Below are 23,450 nucleotides of genomic sequence, written 5' to 3'. Positions count from 1 at the left end.
TTCGGGTTAGGTCGGCTCGGAACGGTTCGCGAATCTACGAGGGACGATATGACTCTTCTCGCCGACGACCAGTCCGCCGGCTCCGGGATGGGCGTCACCGACGGGCATCCGCTGGCCCGGCTCACCGCCGAGGAGATCCGGGCCGCCCGGGCCCTGCTGGACCGGGCCGGACTGCTCGGCCCGACCACCCGGTTCGCCCTGCTGGCCCTGGAGGAGCCGGCCAAGGACGTGGTGCTGGCGTACCGGCCGGGCGACCCGGTGGACCGCCGGGTCCGGGCGGTACTGCTCGACGTCGCCACCGGCGCCGCCCGGACCGTGCTGGCATCGGTCACCACCGGCGTCGTCGACTCGGTACGCGAGCACGACGCGGCCCGGGACGGCCAACCGCCGATCATGTTGGAGGAGTTCGTCGCGGTCGACGAGATCGTCAAGGCCGACCCCGGCTGGCGGGCGGCGATGGAGCGTCGGGGCATCACCGAGCTGGACCTGGTCCGGCCCTGCCCGCTCTCGGCCGGCGACTTCGACCTGCCGGGGGAGCGGGGCCGGCGGCTGCTGCGGGTGCTCTCCTTCCTGGCCAACCGGCCGGAGGACCACTGCTGGGCGCACCCGATCGACGGGGTGGTGGCGTACGTCGACCTGATCGAGCGCCGGGTGGTCGAGCTGATCGACCACGAGCTGCTGCCGGTACCGGCCGAGGAGGGCAACTTCGACGACCCGGCGTACGTCGGGCCGGCCCGGACCAGCCTGAAGCCGATCGAGATCACCCAGCCGGAGGGGCCGAGCTTCTCGGTCGACGGTGACGTGGTGCGCTGGGAGAACTGGAGTTTCCGGGTCGGCTTCGACCCTCGGGAGGGGCTGGTGCTGCACCAGCTCGGCTTCACCGACGGTGGCCGGGAGCGTCCGGTGCTCTACCGGGCCTCGATCGCCGAGATGGTGGTCCCGTACGCCGACCCAGGCCCGGTACGGTTCTGGCAGAACTACTTCGACGCCGGGGAGTACCTGCTCGGCACGCAGGTGAACTCGCTCGTGCTGGGCTGCGACTGTCTCGGCGAGATCTACTACTTCGACGCCGTACTCGCCGACGGGGCCGGCGAGCCGCGCGAGGTGCGCAACGCGATCTGCCTGCACGAGGAGGACCACGGGGTGCTGTGGAAGCACTCCGACCTGTTCACCGAGTCCGCCGAGACGCGCCGGCAGCGCCGCCTGGTCATCTCCTCCTTCGTCACCGTCGGCAACTACGATTACGGCTTCTACTGGTACCTCTATCTCGACGGCACGATCGGGCTGGAGGTGAAGGCGACCGGTGTGCTCTTCACCTCCGCCTACCGGCAGGGCAGCCGGTACGCGACCGAGGTGGCGCCGGGGCTCGGTGCGCCGTACCACCAGCACCTGTTCAGCGCCCGGCTCGACGTGACGGTCGACGGGACCCGCAACGCAGTCGACGAACTCGACGTACGGGCGCTGCCGGTCGGCCCGGAGAACCCGTACGGCAACGCCTTCACCCGGGTGGCGACCCGGCTGTCGACGGAGTCCGCCGGCGTCCGGGACGCCGACGCCTCGGTCGGCCGGACCTGGCGGATCTCCAACCCGGAACGGCTGGGTCGGCTCGGCCGGCCGGTCGGCTACCAGCTCCGTCCCGAGGGCCAGTCGGTGCTGTTGGCCGCCCCCGAGTCCTCGGTGGCCCGTCGGGCCACCTTCGCCACCCGCTCGCTCTGGATCACCCGGTACGACCCGGCGCAGCGTTACCCGGCCGGTGATCTGGTCAACCAGCATCCGGGTCGGGCCGGGCTGCCGGAGTACGTCGCGGCCGACCGGCCGATCGACGGCGAGGACATCGTGTTGTGGCACACCTTCGGCACCACCCACTTTCCCCGCCCGGAGGAGTGGCCGGTGATGCCGGTGGACCGGTGCGGCTTCACGCTGCGGCCGGACGGCTTCTTCGACCGCAACCCCACCCTCGACGTGCCGGCGAGCACGGCGGCACACTGTGCCGCGCCGGGCGACGGGGCAGCCGCCACCTGCCACGACGGCTGAGCGCCGGGCGGGTCCGACGCCGCCACGCCGAGCGTCGCTGCGCGGCGGACGTCAACGCTGCGCGGCGGGCGTCGGCGGTGCTCGGCGACTGCGGCGGACGTCAACGCTGCGGCGGCGGCGTCGCGGTGCTCGGCGAGGCGGCGGGCGTCGCGGTGCTCGGTGACGCGGCGGGGCGTCAGCGGCGCACGGCGAGCGCGGTGGCGGCGACGGCCGCGTCGACCGCGTTGAGCAGGTCGCCGAGTTCCGCCGGGAGCAGCCGTCGGCCGGCGGCGATCCGGTCGGCCAGCACCGACCGGTTGGTCGGGATCAGCGCCCGGAGCAGCCCGCCGGCCCGGACCAGTCCGGCCAGCGTCGCGGTGCGGGCGTCCAGTGGCTGGTCGGAGCGCTCCAGGATGGCGTTGAGCCGGACCCGGGGCCGGGCGACCCGGTTCGGGTCCAGCCCGGGAAACCGGACCGCCGTGCGAAGGTTCAACCCCCGGGCGGTGATCCGGCGGACCGCGCCCGCGCTGACCAGCCGGTCACCGACGTGGTCCCGGACCCGGGGGGAGAGGAACTCCAGCCAGGAGCGTGCCTGGTGGCCGTCACCCCGACGTACCATCTCGGCCAGCACCCGATCGGTCACCGGCTCCCGCCAGGCCCGGTCGTCGGCGACGTAGACGGCGGACCGGATCAGGGTGATCCGCCCGTCGAAGAGCAGTTCGGCGAGGAGCGCGCCGGAGAGGGCGGCGTCCACCAGGACCGCCGCGGCGAGGGGCTTGCCGCTGTAGTCATCGTGTGCGATGAGGAACAACTCGTCGGCCAGCCGCTCGCTGGGTGGGTCCGGGTAATTGGTCATCGGTCTTCCTCGGCCGGCCGGCTGCCGTGCCGGGTCGGTCACTGCGCAGTGTCGATGCTGGACGGTACGGCATGCGCACTGTCCGTTCAACCCACCCTGGCCCTGCGTGTCTGGATACTGTGGTCCTTCGATCCCTTGTCGCGGGGCGTGATCGCCCATACCCTCTCCGGTGTCGTTCGAGAGCCCCTCTTCTCGCCACCCCACACCAGAGAGACCGACACATGTCATCGAGTTCTCCCCTGGAGACCGGCCTGCGCCGGGGACGCCTGGGCACCGTGCATCTCGTCTTCTTCACCGTCGCGGCATCGGCCCCACTGACCGTGCTCGGCGGTGGCATCACGACGATGTACGCCGTCAGCGGCAACGTCGGCGCCGCGCTGTCCTATCTGCTGCTCGCCGCCATCCTGGGCGTGTTCGCGGTCGGATACGCCGCGATGAGCCGATTCGTCAGCAACGCCGGCGCGTTCTACTCGTACATCGCGAACGGGCTGGGGCGGGCGGGCGGCGTTTCCGGCTCGTTCATCGCACTCGCCTCCTACAACGCCATCCAGATCGGACTGTACGGGCTCTTCGGCGCCATCCTCGACGACTTCATGACGACCAAGTTCGGCATCGAGCAGCAGTGGTGGGTCTGGGCACTGGTCGGGCTGGCCGTGGTCGGAGTGCTCGGGGTACTCCAGGTCGACCTCAACGCGACCGTGCTGGCGGTGCTGCTCCTGCTGGAATGCCTCGCGGTTGTCATCTTCGACGCCGTCTCGCTCGGCAACCCGGCCGGCGGCAGCGTCAGCCTGGCCGGGCTCGACCCCGGCAACCTCTTCGCGGCGGGGCTCGGCGCGGTGTTCGCGTTGGGGATCGCGAGCTTCACCGGCTTCGAGTCCGGGGCGATCTACAGCGAGGAGGTCCGGGACCCGCGCCGCACCGTGGCCCGGGCCACCTACGTCGCGGTGGCCTTCACCGGCGCCTTCTACGCGCTCTCCGCCTGGGCGCTGACCGTGGTCACCGGTCCGGAGAACGCGCAGGCAGCCTCGGTCGAAGCCGGCCCGGGGGTGGTCTTCGGCACCCTGGCCGAGCACGCCGGCAGCACGGTGGCGGACGTGGCCAACCTGCTCTTCATCACGTCGGTGCTGGCCGCGCTCCTCTCGTTCCACAACGGGGTCGCCCGCTATCTCTTCGCGCTGGGCCGGGAGCGGGTCCTGCCGTCCTTCCTCAGCCAGACCGGGATCCGCACCGGGGCGCCGGTGGCCGGCTCGCTGACCCAGACCGTGCTCGCCCTCGGCGTGGTGCTGGTCTTCGTGCTCGCCGACCGGGATCCGGTGGTCGATCTCTTCACCTGGCTCAGCGGTGTCTCGGCGGTCGGGGTGGTGCTGCTGATGACCCTCACCTCCGCCTCGGTGGTGGGCTTCTTCCGGCGCCGTCCGGAGGCGGAGGTGGGCGTCTGGCAGCGGCTGGTGGCCCCGGCCTCGGCGACCGTGCTGCTCCTCGCCGTCCTGCTGGTGCTGCTGGTGAACTTCGACGCGCTGCTCGCGCCGGGCAACCCGGATTACCTGGCCTGGCTGCTGCCCGGGGTCACCCTGGTCGCCGCGCTGGTCGGGCTCGGCTGGGGGTTGCTGCTCCGGCGCAACCGGCCGGCCGTGTACGAGGCCGTCGGCCGGGGCGTGGTCGATCCGCCGCCCGTCGAGGATCCGGAACTCACCCTGACCCGCTGACCGGCGCCCCTGCGCGAAGCCGTCGACGGACCGGCCGAGGTCCGTGGACGGGTCAGCCGAGCGGCCGCCACCAGCCGTCCACCGGGGGCGGGTGGTCCACCACCACCCGCTCACCGGGGCGTGGCACCGCCAGGCGTACGCCTCGGGCCTCGGCCTCGCGCCACAGCCGGTCGACCGGTTCGGACCAGGCGTGCGGGGCGAGGTTGAAGGTGCCCCAGTGCAGCGGGACGAAGAGCCCGCCGCGCAGGTCCAGGTGCGCGGCGACCGCCTCCTCCGGAAACATGTGGATGTTCGGCCAGGCGGTGGCATAGGCGCCGATCTGGATGAGGGCGAGGTCGAACGGACCATGTTCGACGCCGATCTCGGCGTAGCCGTCGAAATAGCCGGAGTCGCCGGAGCAGAAGACCCGCCGGCGCGGGCCGGCGACCACCCACGAACCCCAGAGGGTACGGTTCCGGCTGAGCCCGCGTCCGGAGAAGTGCCGGGCCGGGGTGGCGATCACGTCCAGCCCGGCGACCGAGGTCCGCTCGCCCCAGTCCAGCTCCACGATCCGTTCCTCCGGCACACCCCAGCGCTCCAGGTGGGCGCCGACGCCGAGCGGCACCAGGAACGGCGCGGACTGGGCGTCCCGCAGGGCGCGTACGGTGGGCATGTCCAGGTGGTCGTAGTGGTCGTGCGAGACGAGTACGGCGTCCAGCCGGGGAAGCCGGTCCAGCGGCACCGGCACCGGGTGCAGCCGGCGCGGGCCGATCCGGGCCGACGGCGAACATCGGTCGCTCCAGACCGGGTCGAGCAGCACCCGCCGTCCCTCGATCTCGATCAGCGCCGAGGCGTGGCCGTACCAGAGCACGCTGAGTTCGCCCGGCGGGGCCGAGTCCGGCTCGACGGTCTCCGGCACCAGCACCGGTACCCGGCCGGTCGGGCGCCGGGGCTGGTTGCCGAGGAGCAGTTCCCGCAGGACCGCGGCTCCGGTGCCGGGCAGCGCGACCCGAGTGCTGACCGGGTTGCGGAACGCGCCGGCCCGGAAGTGCGGGGAGCGGCGTACCCGCTCCTCCCGGGCGCCGCACGGGGCCCGGCCGAGCGCGGCGGGCACGTCGCGGACCGCCCAGGCGGCCACGCCGAGCGCGGCCACCGCGAGCGACCACCGGAGGAGCCGGCGACGGCGGTCCGCGACGTCGCTGCGTCCTGCCGGTCCCCGCATCTGCCGCCGCCCCTTCGTCTCCACGAGCGAGGGTACGCCGGCCGGCACCTGCTCCGGACGGAGTCCGGCGGCGCCGGTCGGCGGTTACCCCTCTCCCGCCGGGCCGGACCCCGGCGGGCGCGCGGGCGTCAGCCGCCGTTGGTCGGTCGGTACGTCCTGGGCCGGCGGGCCGGCACGGAGAGGTTGTTCAGCCCGTCGACCGCGGTGACGAAGGCCGGGCCCATCGCCGCCCGGGCCTGCACCGCCGGGTGCGTCGAGCCGAAGTTGTCCGGGTCGGCCTGCCCGTCGGCGAAGAGCACGTAGGTCAGCACCGGCGCGCCGGCCGGGTCGAAGATCAGCCCTGCCTCGTGTCGGGCGTTGCCGAACCAGCCCGCCTTGGTGGCGATCCGGGCCCGGTCGGCCGAGGACATGTTCCGGCGGATGCCGTCGGTGAACGCGATCGGCGCGCGGAGCTGGTTGAGCAGGAAGCTGGTCGAGGTGGCGGAGAGCAGCGTGCCCCGGACCAGCGCCTGGAGCAGGTCGTGGGTCTCCCGGGCGGTGCTGGTGCCGAGGAAGAACCGGTTCGGGTTGGCGACCGGCTCCACCTGGGTCTTCGGGAAGCCCTTGGCGACCAGGATCTGGTTGAGCTCGGCGGCCGGGCAGACCAGGCCGCAGAGCCGGACGGCGGTGTCGTCGGAGACCGTCAGCAGTGCGGCGAGGACGTGTCCCAGGGTGACCGAGCTGGGGTAGGCGCCGTCCAGGCTGAAGATGCCGTCGCCACCGGCCACCACGATCGCCGAGGTGACCTCGACCCGCTGGTCCAGGGTGAGTAGTCCCCGGTCGACCTTGTCCAGCACCGCCGTGGCCACCGCGATCTTGTTGACGCTGTACGCCTCGACGACGGTGTCCGGGTTCTCCCGTACCGCCGGCAGCGGGGTCGGGCCGGTCCCGCTGGCCACGCTCAGGTACGCGTACCAGTTGCCGCCGGCCCGGGTCTTCTCCCGCCGGTAGATCGCGGCGACCTGATCGGCCCGGGCCCGGTCGGGGCTTTCGATTCCCCGGCCGCTGTTCGGGGCGGCCATAGCCGGAGTGGCCGTGCCGAGCACGACGCCGGCGGTGGCGGCGGTGCCGATGCCCAGTGCGGTCCTGCGATTTACCCTGCTCACTACGTGGTCTCCCATCGGAGGGCTGCTGTTGTCGCCGGCTGGCCGCCCGGCCAGATGCCCGAGCGAGGGCGGTTGCCGGATTTGCGGTCTGCCGCCCGGTAACAATAGGCGAATCCGGCCCGGCCCGCGGTGCCCGTCGAGCCGGGCGTGGAAGGGGGGTGCCGTCCGTGCGCAGCCGGGCGTGGAAGGGGGGTGCCGTCCGTGCGCAGCCGGGCGTGGAAGGGGGTGCCGTCCGTGCGCAGCCGGGCGTGGAAGGGGGTGCCGTCCGTGCCCAGCCGGGCCTGGAAGGGTGCCGTCCGCGCCGGGGTGCCAGGGTGCCGTCCGGCGGGTCAGGTACCGGGTGCGCCGTCCCGTTCCCGGGTGGCCTTCAGGTAGTCGCGGTTGAGCCGGCCGATGCTGGTCAGCGGAATCCCCTTCGGACAGACGGCCGTGCACTCCCCGATGTTGGTGCAGCCGCCGAAGCCGGCCTCGTCGTGTGCGTCGACCATGCCGACGACCCGGGTGGCGCGTTCCGGCTGGCCCTGCGGCAGCAGGCTCAGATGGCTCACCTTGGCGGCGGTGAAGAGCATCGCCGAGCCGTTCGGGCAGGCCGCGACGCAGGCGCCGCAGCCGATGCAGGCGGCCGACTCGAAGGCGGCGTCCGCGTCGGACTTGCGGACCAGCTGGGCGTGTGCCTCCGGGGCGGCACCGGTCGGCGCGGTGATGTATCCGCCGGACGCGATGATCCGGTCGAACGCGCTCCGGTCCACCATGAGGTCCTTGAGTACCGGGAATGCCCTGGCCCGCCATGGCTCGATGTCGATGGTCTGGCCGTCGGAGAAGTGTCGCATGTGGAGCTGGCAGGCGGTGGTCGCCCGCTCCGGTCCGTGTGCCACCCCGTTGATCACCATGCCGCAGGCGCCGCAGATGCCCTCCCGGCAGTCGTGGTCGAAGGCGACCGGGTCCTCGCCGTCGAGGGTCAGCCGCTCGTTGAGTACGTCAAGCATCTCCAGGAACGACATGTCGGGGGAGACGTCCGGAACCTGGTAGCTGACCATCCGACCCTTGTCGTCCGGTCCCTTCTGCCGCCAGATCCGCAGGGTCAGGTTCACTTGTAACTCCGTTGGGTGGGATGGACGTACTCGAAACGCAGGTCTTCCCTGTGCAGCACCGGCGGGCGGTCGCCACCGGTGAACTCCCAGGCGGCCACGTAGGCGAAGTTGTCGTCGTCGCGTTGCGCCTCGCCCTCCGGGGTCTGGCTCTCGGCTCGGAAGTGCCCGCCCGCCGACTCGGTACGGTGCAGCGCGTCGATGCACATCAGCTCGGCCAGCTCGAAGAAGTCGGCGACCCGGCCGGCCCTCTCCAGCGCCTGGTTGAGCCCTTCGCCGTCGCCGGGCACCCGCACCCGCTGCCAGAACTGCTCGCGCAGGCTCCGGATCTCGGCGAGCGCCTTGCGCAGCCCGGCGTCGCTGCGCTCCATCCCGCAGTGGTCCCACATGATCTGGCCCAGCTCCCGGTGGAACGAGTCGACGGTCCGGTCGCCCCGGCAGGCGAGCAGCCGGCCCAGCCGGTCGGTGACGTCGTCCCGGGCCGCCACCACCTCGGGGTGGTCGTCGGTCAGCGGCGCGAACGGCCCGGCCGCGAGGTAGTCGGCGATGGTGCTGGGCAGCACGAAGTAGCCATCGGCCAGGCCCTGCATCAGCGCGGAGGCGCCGAGCCGGTTGGCGCCGTGGTCGGAGAAGTTCGCCTCGCCGATCACGAAGAGGCCCGGAATGGTCGACTGGAGGTCGTAGTCGACCCAGAGCCCGCCCATCGTGTAGTGCACGGCCGGATAGATCCGCATCGGCACCTCGTACGGGTCCTCGCCGGTGATCCGCTGGTACATCTCGAAGAGGTTGCCGTACCGGTCGGCGATGGCGGACCGGCCGAGCCGGTCGATCGCGTCGGCGAAGTCGAGATAGACGCCGAGTCCGGTCTGCCCGACGCCCCGACCGGAGTCGCAGACGTTCTTGGCCGCCCGGGAGGCGATGTCCCGGGGGACGAGGTTGCCGAAGGACGGGTACATCCGCTCCAGGAAGTAGTCCCGCTCGTCCTCCGGGATCTGCCGGGGCGGCCGGTCGTCGCCGGCCGCCTTCGGCACCCAGACCCGTCCGTCGTTGCGCAGCGACTCGCTCATCAGGGTCAGCTTCGACTGGTGGTCGCCGGAGACCGGGATACAGGTGGGGTGGATCTGCGTGTAGCAGGGGTTGGCGAAGAGCGCGCCCTTGCGGTGCGCCCGCCAGGTGGCGGTGACGTTGCAGCCCTTGGCGTTGGTGGAGAGGTAGAAGACGTTGCCGTAGCCGCCGGAGGCGAGTACCACGGCGTCGGCGAAGTCGCAGGTGATCTCGCCGGTGACCAGGTCTCGAACCACGATGCCCCGGGCCCGGCCGTCGACCACGATCAGTTCCAGCATCTCGTGCCGGCTGTGCATCTCGACCCGACCGAGCCCGATCTGCCGCTCCAGCGCCTGGTACGCCCCGAGCAGCAGTTGCTGGCCCGTCTGGCCCCGGGCATAGAAGGTGCGCTGCACCTGGGCGCCGCCGAACGAGCGGGTGTCGAGCAGGCCGCCGTACTCCCGGGCGAACGGTACGCCCTGGGCCACCGCCTGGTCGATGATCTCCACCGAGACCTCGGCGAGCCGGCGTACGTTCGACTCGCGGGAGCGGAAGTCGCCGCCCTTGACGGTGTCGTAGAAGAGCCGCTGGATCGAGTCGCCGTCGTTGCGGTAGTTCTTGGCGGCGTTGATCCCGCCCTGGGCGGCGATCGAGTGCGCCCGGCGCGGGCTGTCCTGGTAACAGTAGGACCTCACCTGGTAGCCCTGCTCGCCCAGCGTCGCGGCGGCCGAGCCGCCGGCCAGCCCGGTGCCGACGACGATCACGGTGAGCTTGCGCCGGTTGGCCGGGTTGACCAGCTTGGCGGCGAACCGGCGGCGCTGCCAGCGGGTCTCGATCGGCCCGTCCGGAGCCTTGGTGTCGGCGATCGGCTCGCCGATGGTGAACAGGTCCAGCCCGTTGGTGGAGTCCATAGTCAACTTGGCGGAGTCCATCGTCAACGCACCAATCCCGCGATCACCGCGAAGGGGACGACCAGGTAACCGGCGCAGAGCGCGACGGCGAAACCGAGCGAGATCGCCCGGGCCCGGGCCTCGCCCCGGGGGGTCTGCTGACCGAGGCTCCGGAACGCGCTGAACATCCCGTGCCGCAGGTGGAAGCCGAGGGTGACGATCGCGACGGTGTAGAGGAGGGTGACGTACCAGCGTTCCGGCGCGAAGTCGGCGGCCACGTTCGCGTACGGCCGGCGCGGGTCGCCGACCGGGTTCAGGTCACCGGTGGTCAGGTCCAGCAGGTGGTAGACGACGAAGAGCGCGATGATCACTCCGCCCCAGCGCATCGTCCGGGCCGCGTAGCTGCCCTGCACCCTGGGGCGGTGCGCGTACCGGACGGGTCGGGCCGCCCGGGCCCGCCGGGCCAGCACGGTGGCCGACCAGATGTGCGCGACCAGGGCGAGGCCGAGCACGGCGCGTTGGATCCACAGGTACCAGGTGTCCGGCAGCACGGGGGCGCCGATGGTACGCAGCCAGTGCGCGTAGTGGTCGAACGACTCCGCACCAACGAAGATCTTGAGGTTGCCGAGCATGTGCGCGATGAGGAAGAGCACCAGCAGGATGCCCGTCACCGCCATCACGGCCTTGAGGCCGATGCTGGACCGGATCGGCGAACGGGTCGATACAGCTGTCACCACAGAAACGCTAGGAGACCTCTGACTAGTCGTCCAATGCATCAAAGCCGCAGTGTCGATAGCTGTAGGCTATCGGCGTGCAGCTCCACCAGTTGAGGTACTTCGTGGCGGTGGCGGAAACCCGGCATTTCACTCATGCCGCCGATAACGTCGGTATCACCCAGCCGTCCTTGAGTAAGCAGATTCACGCCCTGGAGTCGGATCTCGGCGCACCCCTCTTCGAACGGCTACCCGGCAACGTCGCCCTGACCGCCGCCGGAGAGGTGCTGCTGCCGCTCGCCAAGCGAATCCTGGCCGACGTCGACACCGCCCGCCGCGAGGTCCAGGAACTCGTCGGGGTCCGCCGTGGCCGGGTACGCCTCGGCGCCACCCCCAGCCTGGCCACCTCGCTCGCCCCGGCGGTGCTGCGCCGGTTCCGGGACGCCCATCCCGGCGTCGACCTGCGGGTGGAGGAGAGCGGGTCGCAGGATCTCGTCCGCGACCTGCTCCGGGGCGAGTTGGACCTGGCGCTGATCATCCTGCCGGCGACCGGTGCCGACCCGGCGCTGATCGCCGAGCCGATCCTCCGGGACAACCTGGTGGTCGCCTCGCTCAATCCGCTGCCGATGATCGACTCGGCCGGCACCATGCACCTCACCGACCTGCGCCACCAGCCACTGGTGATGTTCCGGCAGGGCTACGACCTACGGGACGCCACCCTTCGGGCCTGCCGGGAGGCGGGTTTCGAGCCGAGACTCGCGGTCGACGGCGGCGAGATGGACGCGGTGCTCAGCTTCGTGGAGGCCGGACTCGGCGTGGCCCTGGTCCCGGGCATCGTGGTCGCCCGCCGGCCGAGGCTGTGGGTCACCCCGCTGGCCCCACCCGGAATGCACCGGACGATCGCGTTGGCCCGGCGCCGGGAGCCGGAACCCACGCACGCGGCGCGGGCCTTCCGGCGGATCCTCCTGCAACACATCGGTACGGCAGCCGAGAACTCGACGCTGCCGGCGGGGGTCACGCCGTACTGAGCGACGACGGGCTCCGAACCCGGCGGTCCGGTCAGCTGACGCCGATGCGGCCCAGCACCTCGCGGAACATCGGCAACGACACGCTCTCACCCTCCGCCGGTACGACCGTCAACACGTAGTTGACGCCGGCGGCCGCCCAGTGCAGATCCTCGGCGCGGTGCCAGTCACCGTCAGCAACCACGCCGAGCGCAGCAGCCGGGGCCACGCCACCGCCACGTACGCCTCGAAGTCGGAAACCGTCTCTGTCTCGCCTCGGCGATCCGCCGCTCCCGGTCCCGCATCCGTGCAGCGTCACAGAGCCGCCGTAGGCCGCGCTACCAGCTCCAGCGCCAGAAGCGGCGCTCGTAGCGCACGACCAGACTACCGGCGGCGGTGCTGCCGGTGACGACGATGTGCGGGGCGGTCGAACCGGGTTCGGGCGTGGACGGCACCTTGGTCGTCGCCGTGCCGGCGCTCGTGTTGACCCCGTCGATGTTGGCGGTCGCGCCCGGGGGCAGCACGATGCTCGTCGAGCCGGCCTGGGTGGCGAGCTTGATCTCGACCACCCGGTGGCTGATCACGGCGTGCCGCAGGTCGAGCTTGACCGTGCCGGCCATGCTGCGCACCACCAGCCGGCGGGGTACGGCCCACCGGCCGGAACGTTTGATCTCCCCGGCGTGGCTGCTCAGCTCGACGACCTCGTCGGGGGCGACGGCCGGGGCCGCGGCCGGCAGGTCGGCGACGAAGGGCTGCACCTCGCCGTCGGTACGGGCGCGCAGCACGCCGTCGACGCGCTCCTCGAACTCGGGCAGGGTCAGCCGGCCCTCCGCGACAGCGGCGCTCAACCGGGCGACGACGGCCTCACGCTCGGCGTCTGATATCCGCACCTCCCGCCTCGACGGGACCACGTCACCATTCACCCCACCAACACTACGGCCTGGGGCACAGAAGCCCGGCCGTGGGATATCCGGGGCAGCCTGCTCCGGATGTCTGATCGGCCCCCGTGACCCGGGTCGCCCGGGATGGGAGGTGTCAACCGGTGTGCGCGATGTTGATCTCTGCGGCCGACACGTGGCCGCTGACGCCGGCCTGCGCGGTCAACCTGACGTACCGCGTCCGGGTCGCTTCCCACCCGGCGACCTTCGTGGTGTCGTCACCCGCCCAGGTGCCCTCGGCGACGGTGGTGAAGGCGGAGCCGTCGGTGCTCAGCGCGATCTCGTACTCGGTGACGATGCCGTTGGCGTTGCCGTCCTGCCGCGGCTGGTACACCAGGGCGAGGGTGTCGTAGTCCGCGCCGAGGTCGAGCGTGACCGACTGCGGCGGCGGGGTGTAGGGGCTCCACGACTCGTGCCACATCGTCCCGCAGTTTCCGTCGATCGCCCTCCCCGCCTCGTATCCCGGTTGTTGGCTGGTCGCCGTCGCGGTCATCGCTGACTGCGGTACGAGGTGCGGGAAGCTCGGCCCAGGATCGGTCGGCGGCTCTCCCGCGCCCAGCCGCGGCAACCGCGTCCTCGACACGTTGACCTCAGCTGCCATCGCCGCCGCCGGGCAGCCGTTCACATCGACCGCCGCCAGTCGTACGTACCTGGCGCGAACCGGGGTCGGCAGCGGTGCCGTCTTCGTGGCCAGGGTGTCCGCCCAGTACCCGTGCACCGCATCGGTGAACTTCCGCCCGTCCTTGCTGGTCGAGACGGTGTAGTGGGTGATCCCGCCGGCCGTCGCGGTGACCGCCGGGGTGTACGCGAGGCCGGCGACGGTGGTGACCCGCCCGAGATCGAGCGTGAGCGCCTGCGGCAGCGGCTCGATCGGCGCGAAGCTCGACCGCCAGGTCGACCACAGGTGGTCGTCGATCGCGTGCCGGGCGGGGTAGTGGTGTCCGAAGTCGTTCGCCGTGTGTTCGCTGGTCGCCGTCGCGGTCATCGCCGAGTGCGGGTAGAACGCCGGTCGTGGTCCGGTCGGCACCACCCGCAGGTTGTCGAACTGCGCGCGCTGCCAGCCGCCCACCCGCAGTCCCACCTGTCCGGTGGTGTGGTCGGCGTCCTGGACCGTGGCCAGGACGCGTCCGTCGAGGAGCGCGGTGACACGCTCGCCCTTGAACCGCAGGCCGAGCCGGTGCCACCGGCCGGTCCCGAGCGCGGGTACCTGACCGGTCGCCAGCGTCCGGTCCCGGCTCCGCACGTCCTGGGTGAACAGCGACCAGTCGCCGCTGTCGGCGACCCGGAGGTGGTAGCCGGCGGCATTGTGCTGCTGGCTGTCGACCCGGCCGAGCAGCTCGACGTGCCCGGCCTGGTCGAGCAGGGCGTCGACGCTGACCTCGTAGTCGCCCCACCAGCGTGGGTCACCGACCATGGTCGTCGGTGGCATGTTCGTGTTGTGCCAGCTGAGTGGTGGGTGGGTGACCTGCTGTTCGTAGCAGGTGCCGTCCCGGCCACCGACACACGGAACGGCTTCGAAGGCGCCGTGGACGTCGGCGAAGTACCGCGCGAGGCCGAGCCCGCGCCGCGCCACGTCGGCGTCGCCCGCGCCACCCCGCCGGACACCTTCGAAGTCTTCGGCGTACGGCACGGCGAGCTGGCTTCCCGGGTCCGCATCCGCCGCGGCCGACCCCTTGGCCTGACCGGTGGTCGTCGAGACCGTGTAGAGACGGCCCGGCTCGACGACGAGGTCGTACGACCCGTCGACCGGTTCGACGCTGCCCTGCCGGATGAAGTCGTCGGCGGTGGACGCGGTGGTCAGGTCGGTGACCCAGACGGACACCGCCGTGCTGGCCAGCCCGCCCGACACCTCGAACCGCAGCCTCTCCGGGCCGGAGGAGTCGAGCGTCTCGATCACCGCGGTGTAGTCGTCGCCGCCCGACGCCCGCAGGGCCACGTGGCTCGCGCCCGCGCCGCTGTAGCCGGCGGCGTCGTCGAGGTACCGCCAGCCCGGTTCGGTGAACTGCGCGGTGTGCGCGTCGACCCAGATGCTCGGCCCGACCTCGTAGGACCCCGACCACGGCCGCTCCGCCAGCATCAGGCCGGTACCGCCGATCGGGAAGTTGTCGTACCAGGCCGAGACCAGTGCCCAGTTGAGGTTTCCGGTGATCCGCGCGTCGATGTAGTGCCGGTTCATGGCCCGGGCCAGTGGCTGCGCACCCACGTCGTAGTCCTGGGTGCTGTTCTCGCTGTCCCACAGGGGCTTTCCCGCGGCCAGCGCGGACTCGCTCGCGTAGCACCTCTGCTGCTGGGTCCGCCACACGCACACGTCATGCTCACCGAGGATGTCGATCGCCTCGTCGAGTTCGGCGTCGGCGGCGATCTGCGGTGCCGCGAACCAGTAGTCGGGCGGGCTGTGGTTGTCCGTCGCGACGATCTGTACGTCGCCGAAGCCGGCGGCGTCGAGTGCCCTTCCGAGCTCGACGTACACGTCGCGGTTGAAGCCGCTCTCGTTGGCCGCGCCGAGGTAGTCGATGTGGAAGCCGTTCTGCCGGGCGCACTGGAGCCATGTCACGAGGTACTCCACCCGGTCCCCGGACCAGTAGCCGCCGTCGAACCAGCCCGGTGCTCCCCACGGCAGGCCGTAGAACCTGATGTCGGCGTTGCGTTCGCGCGCCTCGGACATCAGCCACCACTCGTAGCCGCGGGCACAGTCGACCTGGTCGGGGGTCCGCATGTGGCTGGGTTCCGCGCCCACCGTGGCGTCGACGTCGCCGCCGATTTCGACCTTGAGGATGTCGAGGGCGGCACCGTAGTTCGGCCGGAAGAGATAGTCGAGGATCTCGTCCCGCTCCCGCACGGGGTAGTCGAGCAGCAGCCGGGACGACCCGCCGGCACTGACCCCGCCGACACCGTCGAACGTCCGGCCGGTGTCCGCGCCGTCGATCCTGATGGTGTGCGTGGCAATGTCGGCCGCCGCTTCGGCCGGCGCCGGCGCTACCGCCGGAAGCACCCCCAGAGTGAGCGAGAGCGCGCCGGCCAGCAGCCGGTATCCGTCGTTGTTTCCTGACCTGGACCGAATCAGGTTCACCAGTGTCTCCCTATCGGATCGGTTCCGTTCGGCGGCTCACTGTGGCTCTCGGGATGGTGCAACGGGGCCGGCGGCCCGGGCCCGCTCGATGTCGAGCAGGCTCTTGGCGAGCAGCGCGGTGGCGGCGCTGCCCGCACCCTCGGCGTCGCGGGCGCGGATCGCCGCCAGCACCGCGGCGTGGGCGGGGGTGGGGTCGTCGTCCTGTACGGCGCCGTGCACCATCCGGTCCCGGGCGGCCAGCCCGGTCTCCAGCACCACCTCCATGCTGACCAGCAACTCGTTGTGGGTGGCGGCGAGCAGGGCGCGGTGGAACGCGAGATCGGCCTCGACCGCGTCGCCGTCGCCGCGCGCCGCCGCCGCCATCAGCTCCAGTGCCCGCTCCATCGCGGCGATGTCGGCGTCGGTACGGCGCAACGCGGCCAGCCGGGCACTGGCCGGTTCGAGGATGCCGCGCACCTCCGCGAGGTCGTCGAGGAACTGGCTGTCCGGCAGGCCCTCGAACCGCCAGCGCACCACGTCCGGGTCGAGCAGCCGCCACTGGCTGCGAGGCTGTATGAACGTGCCGCGTTTGGGGCGGGCGTCGACGAGCCCCTTGGCCTTGAGCACGCGGAGCGCCTCGCGCAGCACCGTACGGCTCACGTCCAGCTCGACTTCGATGCCCGGCACGTCCAGTGTCTCGCCTTCGGCCAGATCTCCGGTGAGGATGCGCCGGCCGAGTCGCTCCACCACCTCGCCGTGCAGGCCGCGGCCCTGGTACGCGCCGGTGGTCCTTCTTCCGATCATTCCCGCCCCGTTCCTACCCGGACCTGCGACCTCGGCCCGGCAGTCGGCCCGGCCGCGTCCACGATAGATGAAAGCATTTTTTATGACTAGATCTTGACATGAGTATGTCGATACATGAGGCTCGTGCCAAGCAGTCCAGGGCGTCCGGCAGCACCGAGCCGTCCGGCTCAGCGGCGTGCCGAGCCCGCAACGTCCACCGCCACCGGTGGTGGACCGCGAGTGAGGAGACAGGATGAGGCGAACCCGCGCTCTCTGCCGGGGCCGGATCGCGCTGCTGTTCGGGCTGGTGCTCGCCATGGTCGTCGCCGGCTGCGGGTCGGACTCGGCGGACACCGCCGGTGAGGGAGCCCGCAAGCCGGGCGAGAAGATCACCATGACCTTCTGGTCCTGGGTGCCCGGGGTGGACAAGGCCGTCGACCTGTGGAACTCCAAGAACCCCGAGGTCCAGGTCAAGCTGGAGAAGATCCCGGCGGGCAGCTCGGGCGGCTACGCGAAGATGTACTCCGCGCTGGAGGCCGGCACCGGTGCGCCGGACCTGGCCCAGGTGGAGTACCAGGAGATCCCCGGCTTCCTCCTGGAGGATGGCCTGGTTGACCTGACGAAGTACGGCGCCAAGGACGATGCCGGCAAGTTCGTCGAATGGCAGTGGCAGCAGACCGTCTTCAACGGCGGTGTCTACGCCATCCCGCAGGCCTCCGGCCCGATGGGGTTCTTCTACCGGCAGGACCTGTTCAGCCGGTGGGGAATCCAGCCGCCGAAGACCTGGAACGAGTTCCGGCAGGCGGCCCAGACCATCCGCGCGAAGGACCCCAAGGCGTACATCTCGACGTTCCCGCCGGGCAACTCCGCCTGGTTCACCTCGCTGGCCTGGCAGGCCGGCGCCAAGTGGTTCGGCGTCGAGGGCGACACCTGGATCGTCAACATCAACAGTCCGGAGACCCGCAAGGTCGCCGAGTACTGGGACGCCATGGTCCGGGACAAGCTGGTCAAGACCGATCCCGACTTCCAGAACGGCTGGTACAAGGACCTACAGGAGGGCGCCATCGTCGGCTGGGTGAGTGCCCAGTGGGGTGACGCCATCCTCGCCGGCAACGCGCCGCAGACCGCCGGGAAGTGGCGGGTCGCGCCGATGCCGCAGTGGGACGGCGCGGAGTTCGCCTCCGCCAACTGGGGCGGCTCGTCGACCGCGGTTCTCAAGGGAGCGAAGTACCCCAAGGAGGCGAAGGACTTCGCCGTCTGGTTGAACACCGACCCGGCAAGCATCGACCTGCTCATCCAGGGCGGCTACGGCTGGCCGGCGGCGAAGGACGCGCTGTCCGGCTCGGCGCTGGACAAGCCGTACGACTTCTTCGGCGGGCAGAAGATCAACGACGTCTTCGCCGAGGCGGACAAGGCCATCGACCAGGACTGGTCCTGGACCCCCACCACCGCGGCGACCTACGAGCACCTCAACGACGGCTTCCAGAAGGCGATCGCCGGCCAGGGCACCTTCGTCGACGCCGTCGAGGCGGCGCAGGCCAAGACCGTGGCCGACCTGAAGGCGAAGGGCCTCAAGGTCAAGGCCGGCTGACCGGAGGGCCGGCGCCCGTCCCACTCCGGGCGGGCGCCGGCACCGGCCGCACCCGACGTGTCCAATCACCACCCGGGGGAAACCGCATGCGCACACGCCGATCAGACCGGACCGCCGCGGCCGGGTTCCTGGCCCCCTTCGTCCTGCTGTTCGCCGCCTTCTTCGTCCTGCCGATCGGCTACGCGATCTACCAGAGCCTGCTGAGGGTGGAACGGAGCGGGCCGCTCGGGCTCGGCGGATCCCACACGGTCTTCGCCGGCCTCTCGAACTACCGTGCCGCGCTCACCGACAGCACGTTCCTGGACAGCATCGCCCGGGTGCTGCTGTTCGCCGCGGTACAGGTGCCGGTGATGATCGCCCTGGCCACCGCGTTGGCGCTGCTGCTCGACGCGGCCGCCGCCCGCGGCGTGCGCTTCTTCCGCACGGCCTACTTCCTGCCGTACGGGGTGCCGGGCGTCATCGCCTCGATCCTCTGGGGATTTCTCTACGTCCCCGGCGTCAGCCCGATCGTCGACCTGCTCGACTCCGCCGGCCTGACCGTGAACCTGCTCGACTCCGGCAGCGTGCTCTGGGCCATCGCCAACATCGTGACCTGGGAGTTCGCTGGCTACAACATGCTGGTCATCGTCGCACAGCTCAAGGCGATCAACAGCGAGCTGTACGAGGCGGCCCAGATCGACGGCGCCAACGCCTGGCAGGTGATCCGCTACGTGAAGCTGCCCCTCGTCCGGCCGGCGATCGTGCTCACCACCGTCTTCACCATCATCGGCACCCTCCAGCTGTTCGCCGAGCCGCTGGTGCTGCGCCCGGTCTCCACCGCGATCAACACGTCCTACACGCCGAACCTGGCCGCGTACACCCAGGCGTTCGCCAACAACAACTACAGCCTCGCCTCGGCGCAGGCGGTCATCCTGGCGGTGGCCGCGTGCGTGCTGTCGTTCGGCTTCCTCCGCCTTGTCGGACGCAAGGGGGACGACCGGTGACCACCCTTGTCGAACCGCACGTGCAGCGACCCGCCGGCTCGCCGGACCCGGCCGGTGCGGCGCGCCGGCACCGTCGCGGGCCGGCGCTGCGCTGGCGGATCGTCGTCGTCGGCCTGCTCACGGTCTTCGCGACGTACTTCCTGCTGCCGGTCTACTGGCTCGTCGTCGCCTCGACGAAGTCCACGGATCAGCTCTTCGGCTCCTTCGGACTGTGGTTCTCCGAGCCGCGGCTGCTCGACAACCTCCGCAACGTGCTGACCTATGACGACGGGATCTACCTGCGTTGGGTCGTCAACAGCGTCCTCTACGCCGGGGTGGGCAGCGTGGTCGCGACCCTCATCGCCGCCATGGCGGGCTACGCACTGGCGAAGTACCGCTTCCGGGGCCGGGAGGCGCTGTTCAACGTCATCCTCGCCGGTGTGCTGATCCCGGGTACCGCGCTCGCCCTCCCGCTCTACCTGATGGTCAGCAAGGTCGGTCTCGCGAACACCTACTGGGCCGTGCTCCTGCCGTCGGTGGTCAGCCCGTTCGGCGTCTACCTCTGCCGGATCTACGCCGCGACCGCCGTCCCCGACTCCCTGCTGGAGTCGGCGCGCATCGACGGGGCCAGCGAGCGACGCATCTTCGCGACCCTCGCGCTGCGCCTCATGACCCCGGCGCTGGTGACGGTCTTCCTGTTCCAGTTCGTCGGCATCTGGAACAACTACTTCCTACCGCTGGTGATGCTCTCCGACCCGAGCCTGTATCCCATCACCCTCGGCCTCACCTCCTGGCAGTCCTTCGCCGGACGGCAGCCCGACCTGCACCAACTGACCGTCGGGGGTGCACTCCTGTCGGTGCTGCCGCTGATGGTCGCCATCGTCGTGCTCCAGCGGTTCTGGCGGGGCGGGCTGACCGAGGGAAGCGTCAAGGCATGACCGTTCGAAACCACCTGGAGAACCTGATGAACCCACCGTTGCGGGCCAGCCGCCGTACCGTGTTGACGGCCGCCTCGCTCACCGCCGTGACCGCCGGGTTGCCCGGCACCGCCGCCGCTGCCGCCGCCGTCAGCAGTGCCGCGCCCACCCCCTCGCTGCCGCCGCACGGTGACCGGGAACCCGCCGGCACCCGGATCGAGCGGATCGACGGGACCGGCGTGGTGTTCCAGTACGGCCATGTCGTTCCGGCCTTCGACGGCTGGGACCGGCGCGAGCCGACCCGGGGCTACCGTGTCCTGGACGGACGGTGGCGCTTCCGGTTCGACCCCGAGGACGAGGGACTCCGGGCCGGCTGGGAGCGGCCCGACGTCGACCCCGCGGGTTGGGACGCGATCGGGGTCCCCTCGTCGTGGGACCTGCACGACACCCCGGACTTCGGCGGCTACGACGGCACACACTTCGGCGAGGGAACCGCGTTCCAGGACGGCTACGCCTGGTACCGCAGCACGGTGACGATCCCGGGCAGCTGGCGGGGGCAGCGGGTGCGGCTCAACTTCCTGGCGGTGAACTACCGGGCCGACGTCTGGGTGAACGGTAGGTTCGTCGGCGCGCACGAGGGCGGCCACACACCGTTCGCCCTGCCGGTCGGCGAGGTGGTCAAGCCCGGGCAGCGGGCGGTCATCGTGGTACGGGTGCACCGCCGTGCCTCGTACACCGACTACCGGGCCGGGACCGGCCCGGTCACCGACCCGCTCGCGGTGCCGTGGAAGCCGGTCGACTACTGGCCGTACGCCGGCATCACCCGCTCGGTGTGGCTGGAGGCCGTGCCCGAGGTGAGCATCCCGAAGGTGCTCGTGTCGGCCCGGGACGGCCGGTTCGAGGCCCGGGTCGTGGTGGAGAACCGCAGCGGTCGAGCGTTCACCGGCCACGTCGTCGTGTCGCCCGGCCGGGGCCTGCGGGCCGGCGAGTCAGCGGTGCCGGTGACGGTCCCCGCCGGCCGCGTCGCGGTGGCCCGGGTCCAGATCGCGGTGCCGGACGCGCCGGCCTGGAGCCCGGCCGATCCGAACCTGTTGACCGCGACGGCCCAACTGCGGGCGACCGGGCCGCGGGGTGGCGACGGCCGGCGGCTCGACCAGCTGCGGACGGAGTACGGTCTGCGCTCGGTGGACACCACGGGGTCGACGCTGCGGGTCAACGGTGCGCCGGTGTTCCTCAAGGCGATGAACTGGCACGAGGAGACGGCCGCGAGTGGTCGGTCGATGACCCGCAGGGAGTACGACCACGAGCTCGGCCTCGCCCGCGACGCCGGCGCGAACATGCTCCGCAACACGGTCTACAACCGGCACCCGTACGTCTACCGGTGGGCCGACCGGCACGGCGTCTTCGTGATGGACGACATCGACAACATGTGGATCAACACCGACCAGGAGCGGGTGCAGACCACCAGCTACGGGCTGTCCCGGGCGCTCGCGACGGTGATGGCCTGGAACCAGCACAACAGCCCCTCGGTGATCCTCTGGTGCCTGCAGAACGAGTCGGAGATCGACGCAGACGGCGGCGCCGTCTACCGGGCCTGGCTCCAGGACATGAAGGACGCCGTCAAGGCGGTGGACCTGCAGGACCGTCCGGTCACCTGGGCGTCGAGCACGACATTCGATCCGGCGTTCGACATCGCGGACGTCATCGGCTTCAACGAGTACTTCGGCTACTTCTACGGCCAGGACTCCGATCTCGGCCCGGCCATCGACGACGTGCACACCCGGCACCCGGACAAGCCGATCCTGATCACCGAGAACGGCACCTGGTCGTTCCTCGGCCACCACGGCCCCGTCGACGAGCAGGGCACCGAGGAGTGGCAGGAGGCCAGCTTCCGCGCGCACTGGGCACAGGTGTCGGCCCGCGCCGACTACGTCGCCGGGTACACGTACTGGGTGCTCAAGGACTACAAGCAACGGTGCGGCTACAACCAGGAGTACAACGGCATCTCCGTGATGGGAATGGTCGGCTTCGACTCCCGCACGCGCCGGCTGGTGTACGACGCGTTCAAGGACGCACGTTCACCGCGCTGAGCCCCGTTCACCGCGCTGAGCCCCCGACTCCCGTTTTCGAAAGGCTCCTGATCCGTGACGATCGTCCATCCCACCGGAGTTCCGGCGCACCTGCCGCCGCGGCTCACCATCACGCTCTGGGACTTCAGCTGGTACACCCAGGCCACCGCCGGGGAACCGTTCCACCACCTCGACGCGGCGTTCACCGAGGCCGTCGAGCGCGGCTACAACACGGTACGGATCTGCGCCATGCCGTACCTGCTCTTCGGAGACCACGACCTCGACACCTCGGCGCTGCGGTTCACGTCCATGGGAGGCGAGGTCGGCCGCCGCACCCGCTGGTACGACGTGGCCGGTGGGGCCGTGCTGGACGGGCGGCGACGCCTGCTCGACCTCTTCGAGGCCGCCCGGCGGCACGACTGCTACGTGATCCTCTCCTCCTGGGAGTACCAGCAGAGTCCGGCCTTCCTGACGGGGCGGGAGTGGTACGACACGCTCATCTCGATTCCGCCGTCGGAGCGGCACGTCACCATCGCCCGGGCGATGGCCGACCTCGTGGGGTTCGTCAAGGACGCCGGTCTGGCCGACCGGATCGCCTACGCCGAGCTGCACAACGAGGTCGACCTGAGCCGGCTGACCCAGATCGGCGGCGGCGATGCGGATCCCTACTGGCCGCAGCGACAGGCCGTCGCCGACGGCGTCGCGGTCATGCGGGAACGGCACCCGGACGTGCTCGCGACAACCTGCTACGGGATCACGCCATACCTGGACATGGCGGCGGTGCCCGACAACGGGCAGGTCGCGCACTTCCACGTCTACGTCTACGGGGTCCTCGCCGCGCTGGAGAAGTGGGCGGGGGTCCGGGTCCTGCCGCCGGAGTTCCCCAGCCCGCGGCTACGGGCGCTGCTCCGCGAGGACGCGCCGCCCTTCGAGGACTACGCCACGCAGGTCGAGTCGTGGCGGCTGGCGGCCACCGGCGTCTCGGCGAGCATGTTCTACAGCTACGACTGGGTCGACACCGCGAAGTGGGACCGCTGGTTGTACGAGAACTACGGTGACCACCGGGTCGCGATGACGCAGGCGCTCGACGACCGACTCTCGGTCATCGCGCGATGGGCCGACCGGCACCGGGTACCGGCCGTCATCGGCGAGGGATGGGTCGGCTACACGCCGCTGCTCGCGGAGTTCGAGGACGGGCCGGTCGGCCAGGGCCTGGCCGAGCACGCGCTGCGGCGCTGCCAGGAGTACGGCTTCTGGGGGGTCGTGCTGGGGTCCAACTCGGCACCGCACCACCCCGGCTGGCGCAACGTGGAGTGGCAGCGGCGGTGGACCGGCCGGTTCCGGGCCGATCGGGGAACGGACCGGCCCGCCCGCCCCGGCGCGGGGCAAGTGGCGGCGTCACCGGTCGGCACGCCTGCGAACGTATCGGGCACGACGAATGGAGAGGTCTGAGATGAGCCATCGCACCCGTCCTTGGCCAG

18 protein-coding genes are annotated in these 23,450 nt (G+C 71.2%); 8 read left to right on the top strand and 10 right to left on the bottom strand.

All coding sequences use genetic code 11. From position 1 onward, the window contains the following. Positions 1 to 48 precede the first annotated feature (48 nt). A complete protein-coding gene (locus tag EV371_RS22105; protein ID WP_130463745.1) occupies positions 49 to 2,034 on the top strand; it encodes a primary-amine oxidase in 1,986 nt (661 codons plus the stop codon). A 175-nt stretch (positions 2,035 to 2,209) separates the two neighbouring features. On the opposite strand, the gene EV371_RS22100 is transcribed toward EV371_RS22105, so the two are convergent. After that, positions 2,210 to 2,869: a GPP34 family phosphoprotein gene (locus EV371_RS22100; protein WP_165436807.1), complete on the bottom strand. Its 660-nt coding sequence runs from the start codon at positions 2,867 to 2,869 to the stop codon at positions 2,210 to 2,212. 221 nt (positions 2,870 to 3,090) lie between these two features. Here EV371_RS22100 and EV371_RS22095 point away from each other — a divergent pair, with 221 nt between their 5' ends. After that, positions 3,091 to 4,575 (top strand): APC family permease, encoded by a 1,485-nt coding sequence (locus tag EV371_RS22095; protein ID WP_130463743.1) that lies wholly within the window; start codon positions 3,091 to 3,093, stop codon positions 4,573 to 4,575. Between the two features lie 52 nt (positions 4,576 to 4,627). Here EV371_RS22095 and EV371_RS22090 read toward each other — a convergent pair whose 3' ends face one another. The 5 genes from EV371_RS22090 to EV371_RS22070 all read right to left on the bottom strand — a co-directional run bounded on the left by EV371_RS22090 (position 4,628) and on the right by EV371_RS22070 (position 10,719). After that, positions 4,628 to 5,776: an MBL fold metallo-hydrolase gene (locus tag EV371_RS22090; protein ID WP_130463742.1), complete on the bottom strand. Its 1,149-nt coding sequence runs from the start codon at positions 5,774 to 5,776 to the stop codon at positions 4,628 to 4,630. A gap of 128 nt (positions 5,777 to 5,904) precedes the next feature. Beyond that, the gene (locus EV371_RS22085) at positions 5,905 to 6,921 is read right to left on the bottom strand and encodes a serine hydrolase (RefSeq protein WP_349339045.1); all 1,017 of its coding nucleotides are present in this window, start codon (positions 6,919 to 6,921) and stop codon (positions 5,905 to 5,907) included. A 329-nt stretch (positions 6,922 to 7,250) separates the two neighbouring features. Then, positions 7,251 to 8,012 carry a succinate dehydrogenase/fumarate reductase iron-sulfur subunit gene (locus EV371_RS22080; protein ID WP_130463740.1) on the bottom strand — a complete coding sequence of 254 codons (762 nt, stop codon included), beginning with the start codon at positions 8,010 to 8,012 and terminating at the stop codon, positions 7,251 to 7,253. Further along, on the bottom strand, positions 8,009 to 9,946 hold the full coding sequence (locus EV371_RS22075) for a fumarate reductase/succinate dehydrogenase flavoprotein subunit (RefSeq protein ID WP_130466118.1): 1,938 nt from the start codon (positions 9,944 to 9,946) through the stop codon (positions 8,009 to 8,011). Before EV371_RS22075 ends, EV371_RS22080 begins: the two co-directional genes overlap by 4 nt. Positions 9,947 to 9,987: 41 nt before the next feature. Then, positions 9,988 to 10,719, bottom strand: a complete 732-nt coding sequence (locus tag EV371_RS22070) for a succinate dehydrogenase cytochrome b subunit (protein ID WP_130463739.1) — start codon at positions 10,717 to 10,719, stop codon at positions 9,988 to 9,990. Between the two features lie 29 nt (positions 10,720 to 10,748). Here EV371_RS22070 and EV371_RS22065 point away from each other — a divergent pair, with 29 nt between their 5' ends. Further along, positions 10,749 to 11,684 carry a LysR substrate-binding domain-containing protein gene (locus EV371_RS22065; RefSeq protein ID WP_130463738.1) on the top strand — a complete coding sequence of 312 codons (936 nt, stop codon included), beginning with the start codon at positions 10,749 to 10,751 and terminating at the stop codon, positions 11,682 to 11,684. A 31-nt stretch (positions 11,685 to 11,715) separates the two neighbouring features. On the opposite strand, the gene EV371_RS33525 is transcribed toward EV371_RS22065, so the two are convergent. From EV371_RS33525 to EV371_RS22050, 4 genes are all read right to left on the bottom strand, one after another. Next, positions 11,716 to 11,889 carry a hypothetical protein gene (locus EV371_RS33525; protein WP_165436806.1) on the bottom strand — a complete coding sequence of 58 codons (174 nt, stop codon included), beginning with the start codon at positions 11,887 to 11,889 and terminating at the stop codon, positions 11,716 to 11,718. A gap of 109 nt (positions 11,890 to 11,998) precedes the next feature. Next, a complete protein-coding gene (locus EV371_RS22060; RefSeq protein ID WP_130463737.1) occupies positions 11,999 to 12,550 on the bottom strand; it encodes a DUF1707 domain-containing protein in 552 nt (183 codons plus the stop codon). Positions 12,551 to 12,695: 145 nt separating this feature from the next. Continuing rightward, positions 12,696 to 15,668 (bottom strand): discoidin domain-containing protein, encoded by a 2,973-nt coding sequence (locus EV371_RS22055; protein WP_130463736.1) that lies wholly within the window; start codon positions 15,666 to 15,668, stop codon positions 12,696 to 12,698. A 36-nt stretch (positions 15,669 to 15,704) separates the two neighbouring features. Continuing rightward, the gene (locus EV371_RS22050) at positions 15,705 to 16,451 is read right to left on the bottom strand and encodes an FCD domain-containing protein (RefSeq protein ID WP_130463735.1); all 747 of its coding nucleotides are present in this window, start codon (positions 16,449 to 16,451) and stop codon (positions 15,705 to 15,707) included. 232 nt (positions 16,452 to 16,683) lie between these two features. Between EV371_RS22050 and EV371_RS22045 the strand changes: the two genes are divergently transcribed. The 5 genes from EV371_RS22045 to EV371_RS22025 all read left to right on the top strand — a co-directional run bounded on the left by EV371_RS22045 (position 16,684) and on the right by EV371_RS22025 (position 23,421). Then, positions 16,684 to 18,021, top strand: coding sequence for an extracellular solute-binding protein (locus tag EV371_RS22045; RefSeq protein ID WP_130463734.1), 1,338 nt, complete (start codon positions 16,684 to 16,686; stop codon positions 18,019 to 18,021). Between the two features lie 86 nt (positions 18,022 to 18,107). Then, the gene (locus EV371_RS22040; protein ID WP_130463733.1) at positions 18,108 to 19,004 is read left to right on the top strand and encodes an ABC transporter permease subunit; all 897 of its coding nucleotides are present in this window, start codon (positions 18,108 to 18,110) and stop codon (positions 19,002 to 19,004) included. Beyond that, positions 19,001 to 19,921, top strand: a complete 921-nt coding sequence (locus EV371_RS22035) for an ABC transporter permease subunit (RefSeq protein ID WP_130463732.1) — start codon at positions 19,001 to 19,003, stop codon at positions 19,919 to 19,921. The genes EV371_RS22040 and EV371_RS22035 overlap by 4 nt, the downstream gene beginning before the upstream one ends. Then, on the top strand, positions 19,918 to 21,990 hold the full coding sequence (locus EV371_RS22030) for a glycoside hydrolase family 2 TIM barrel-domain containing protein (protein WP_207230573.1): 2,073 nt from the start codon (positions 19,918 to 19,920) through the stop codon (positions 21,988 to 21,990). The genes EV371_RS22035 and EV371_RS22030 overlap by 4 nt, the downstream gene beginning before the upstream one ends. Before the next feature lie 54 nt (positions 21,991 to 22,044). Then, positions 22,045 to 23,421: a cellulase-like family protein gene (locus tag EV371_RS22025; protein ID WP_349339039.1), complete on the top strand. Its 1,377-nt coding sequence runs from the start codon at positions 22,045 to 22,047 to the stop codon at positions 23,419 to 23,421. Positions 23,422 to 23,450 lie beyond the last annotated feature (29 nt).

The organism is Plantactinospora sp. CNZ321 (assembly GCF_004217235.1).
This window is presented reverse-complemented; position numbering and strand designations above follow the sequence as displayed.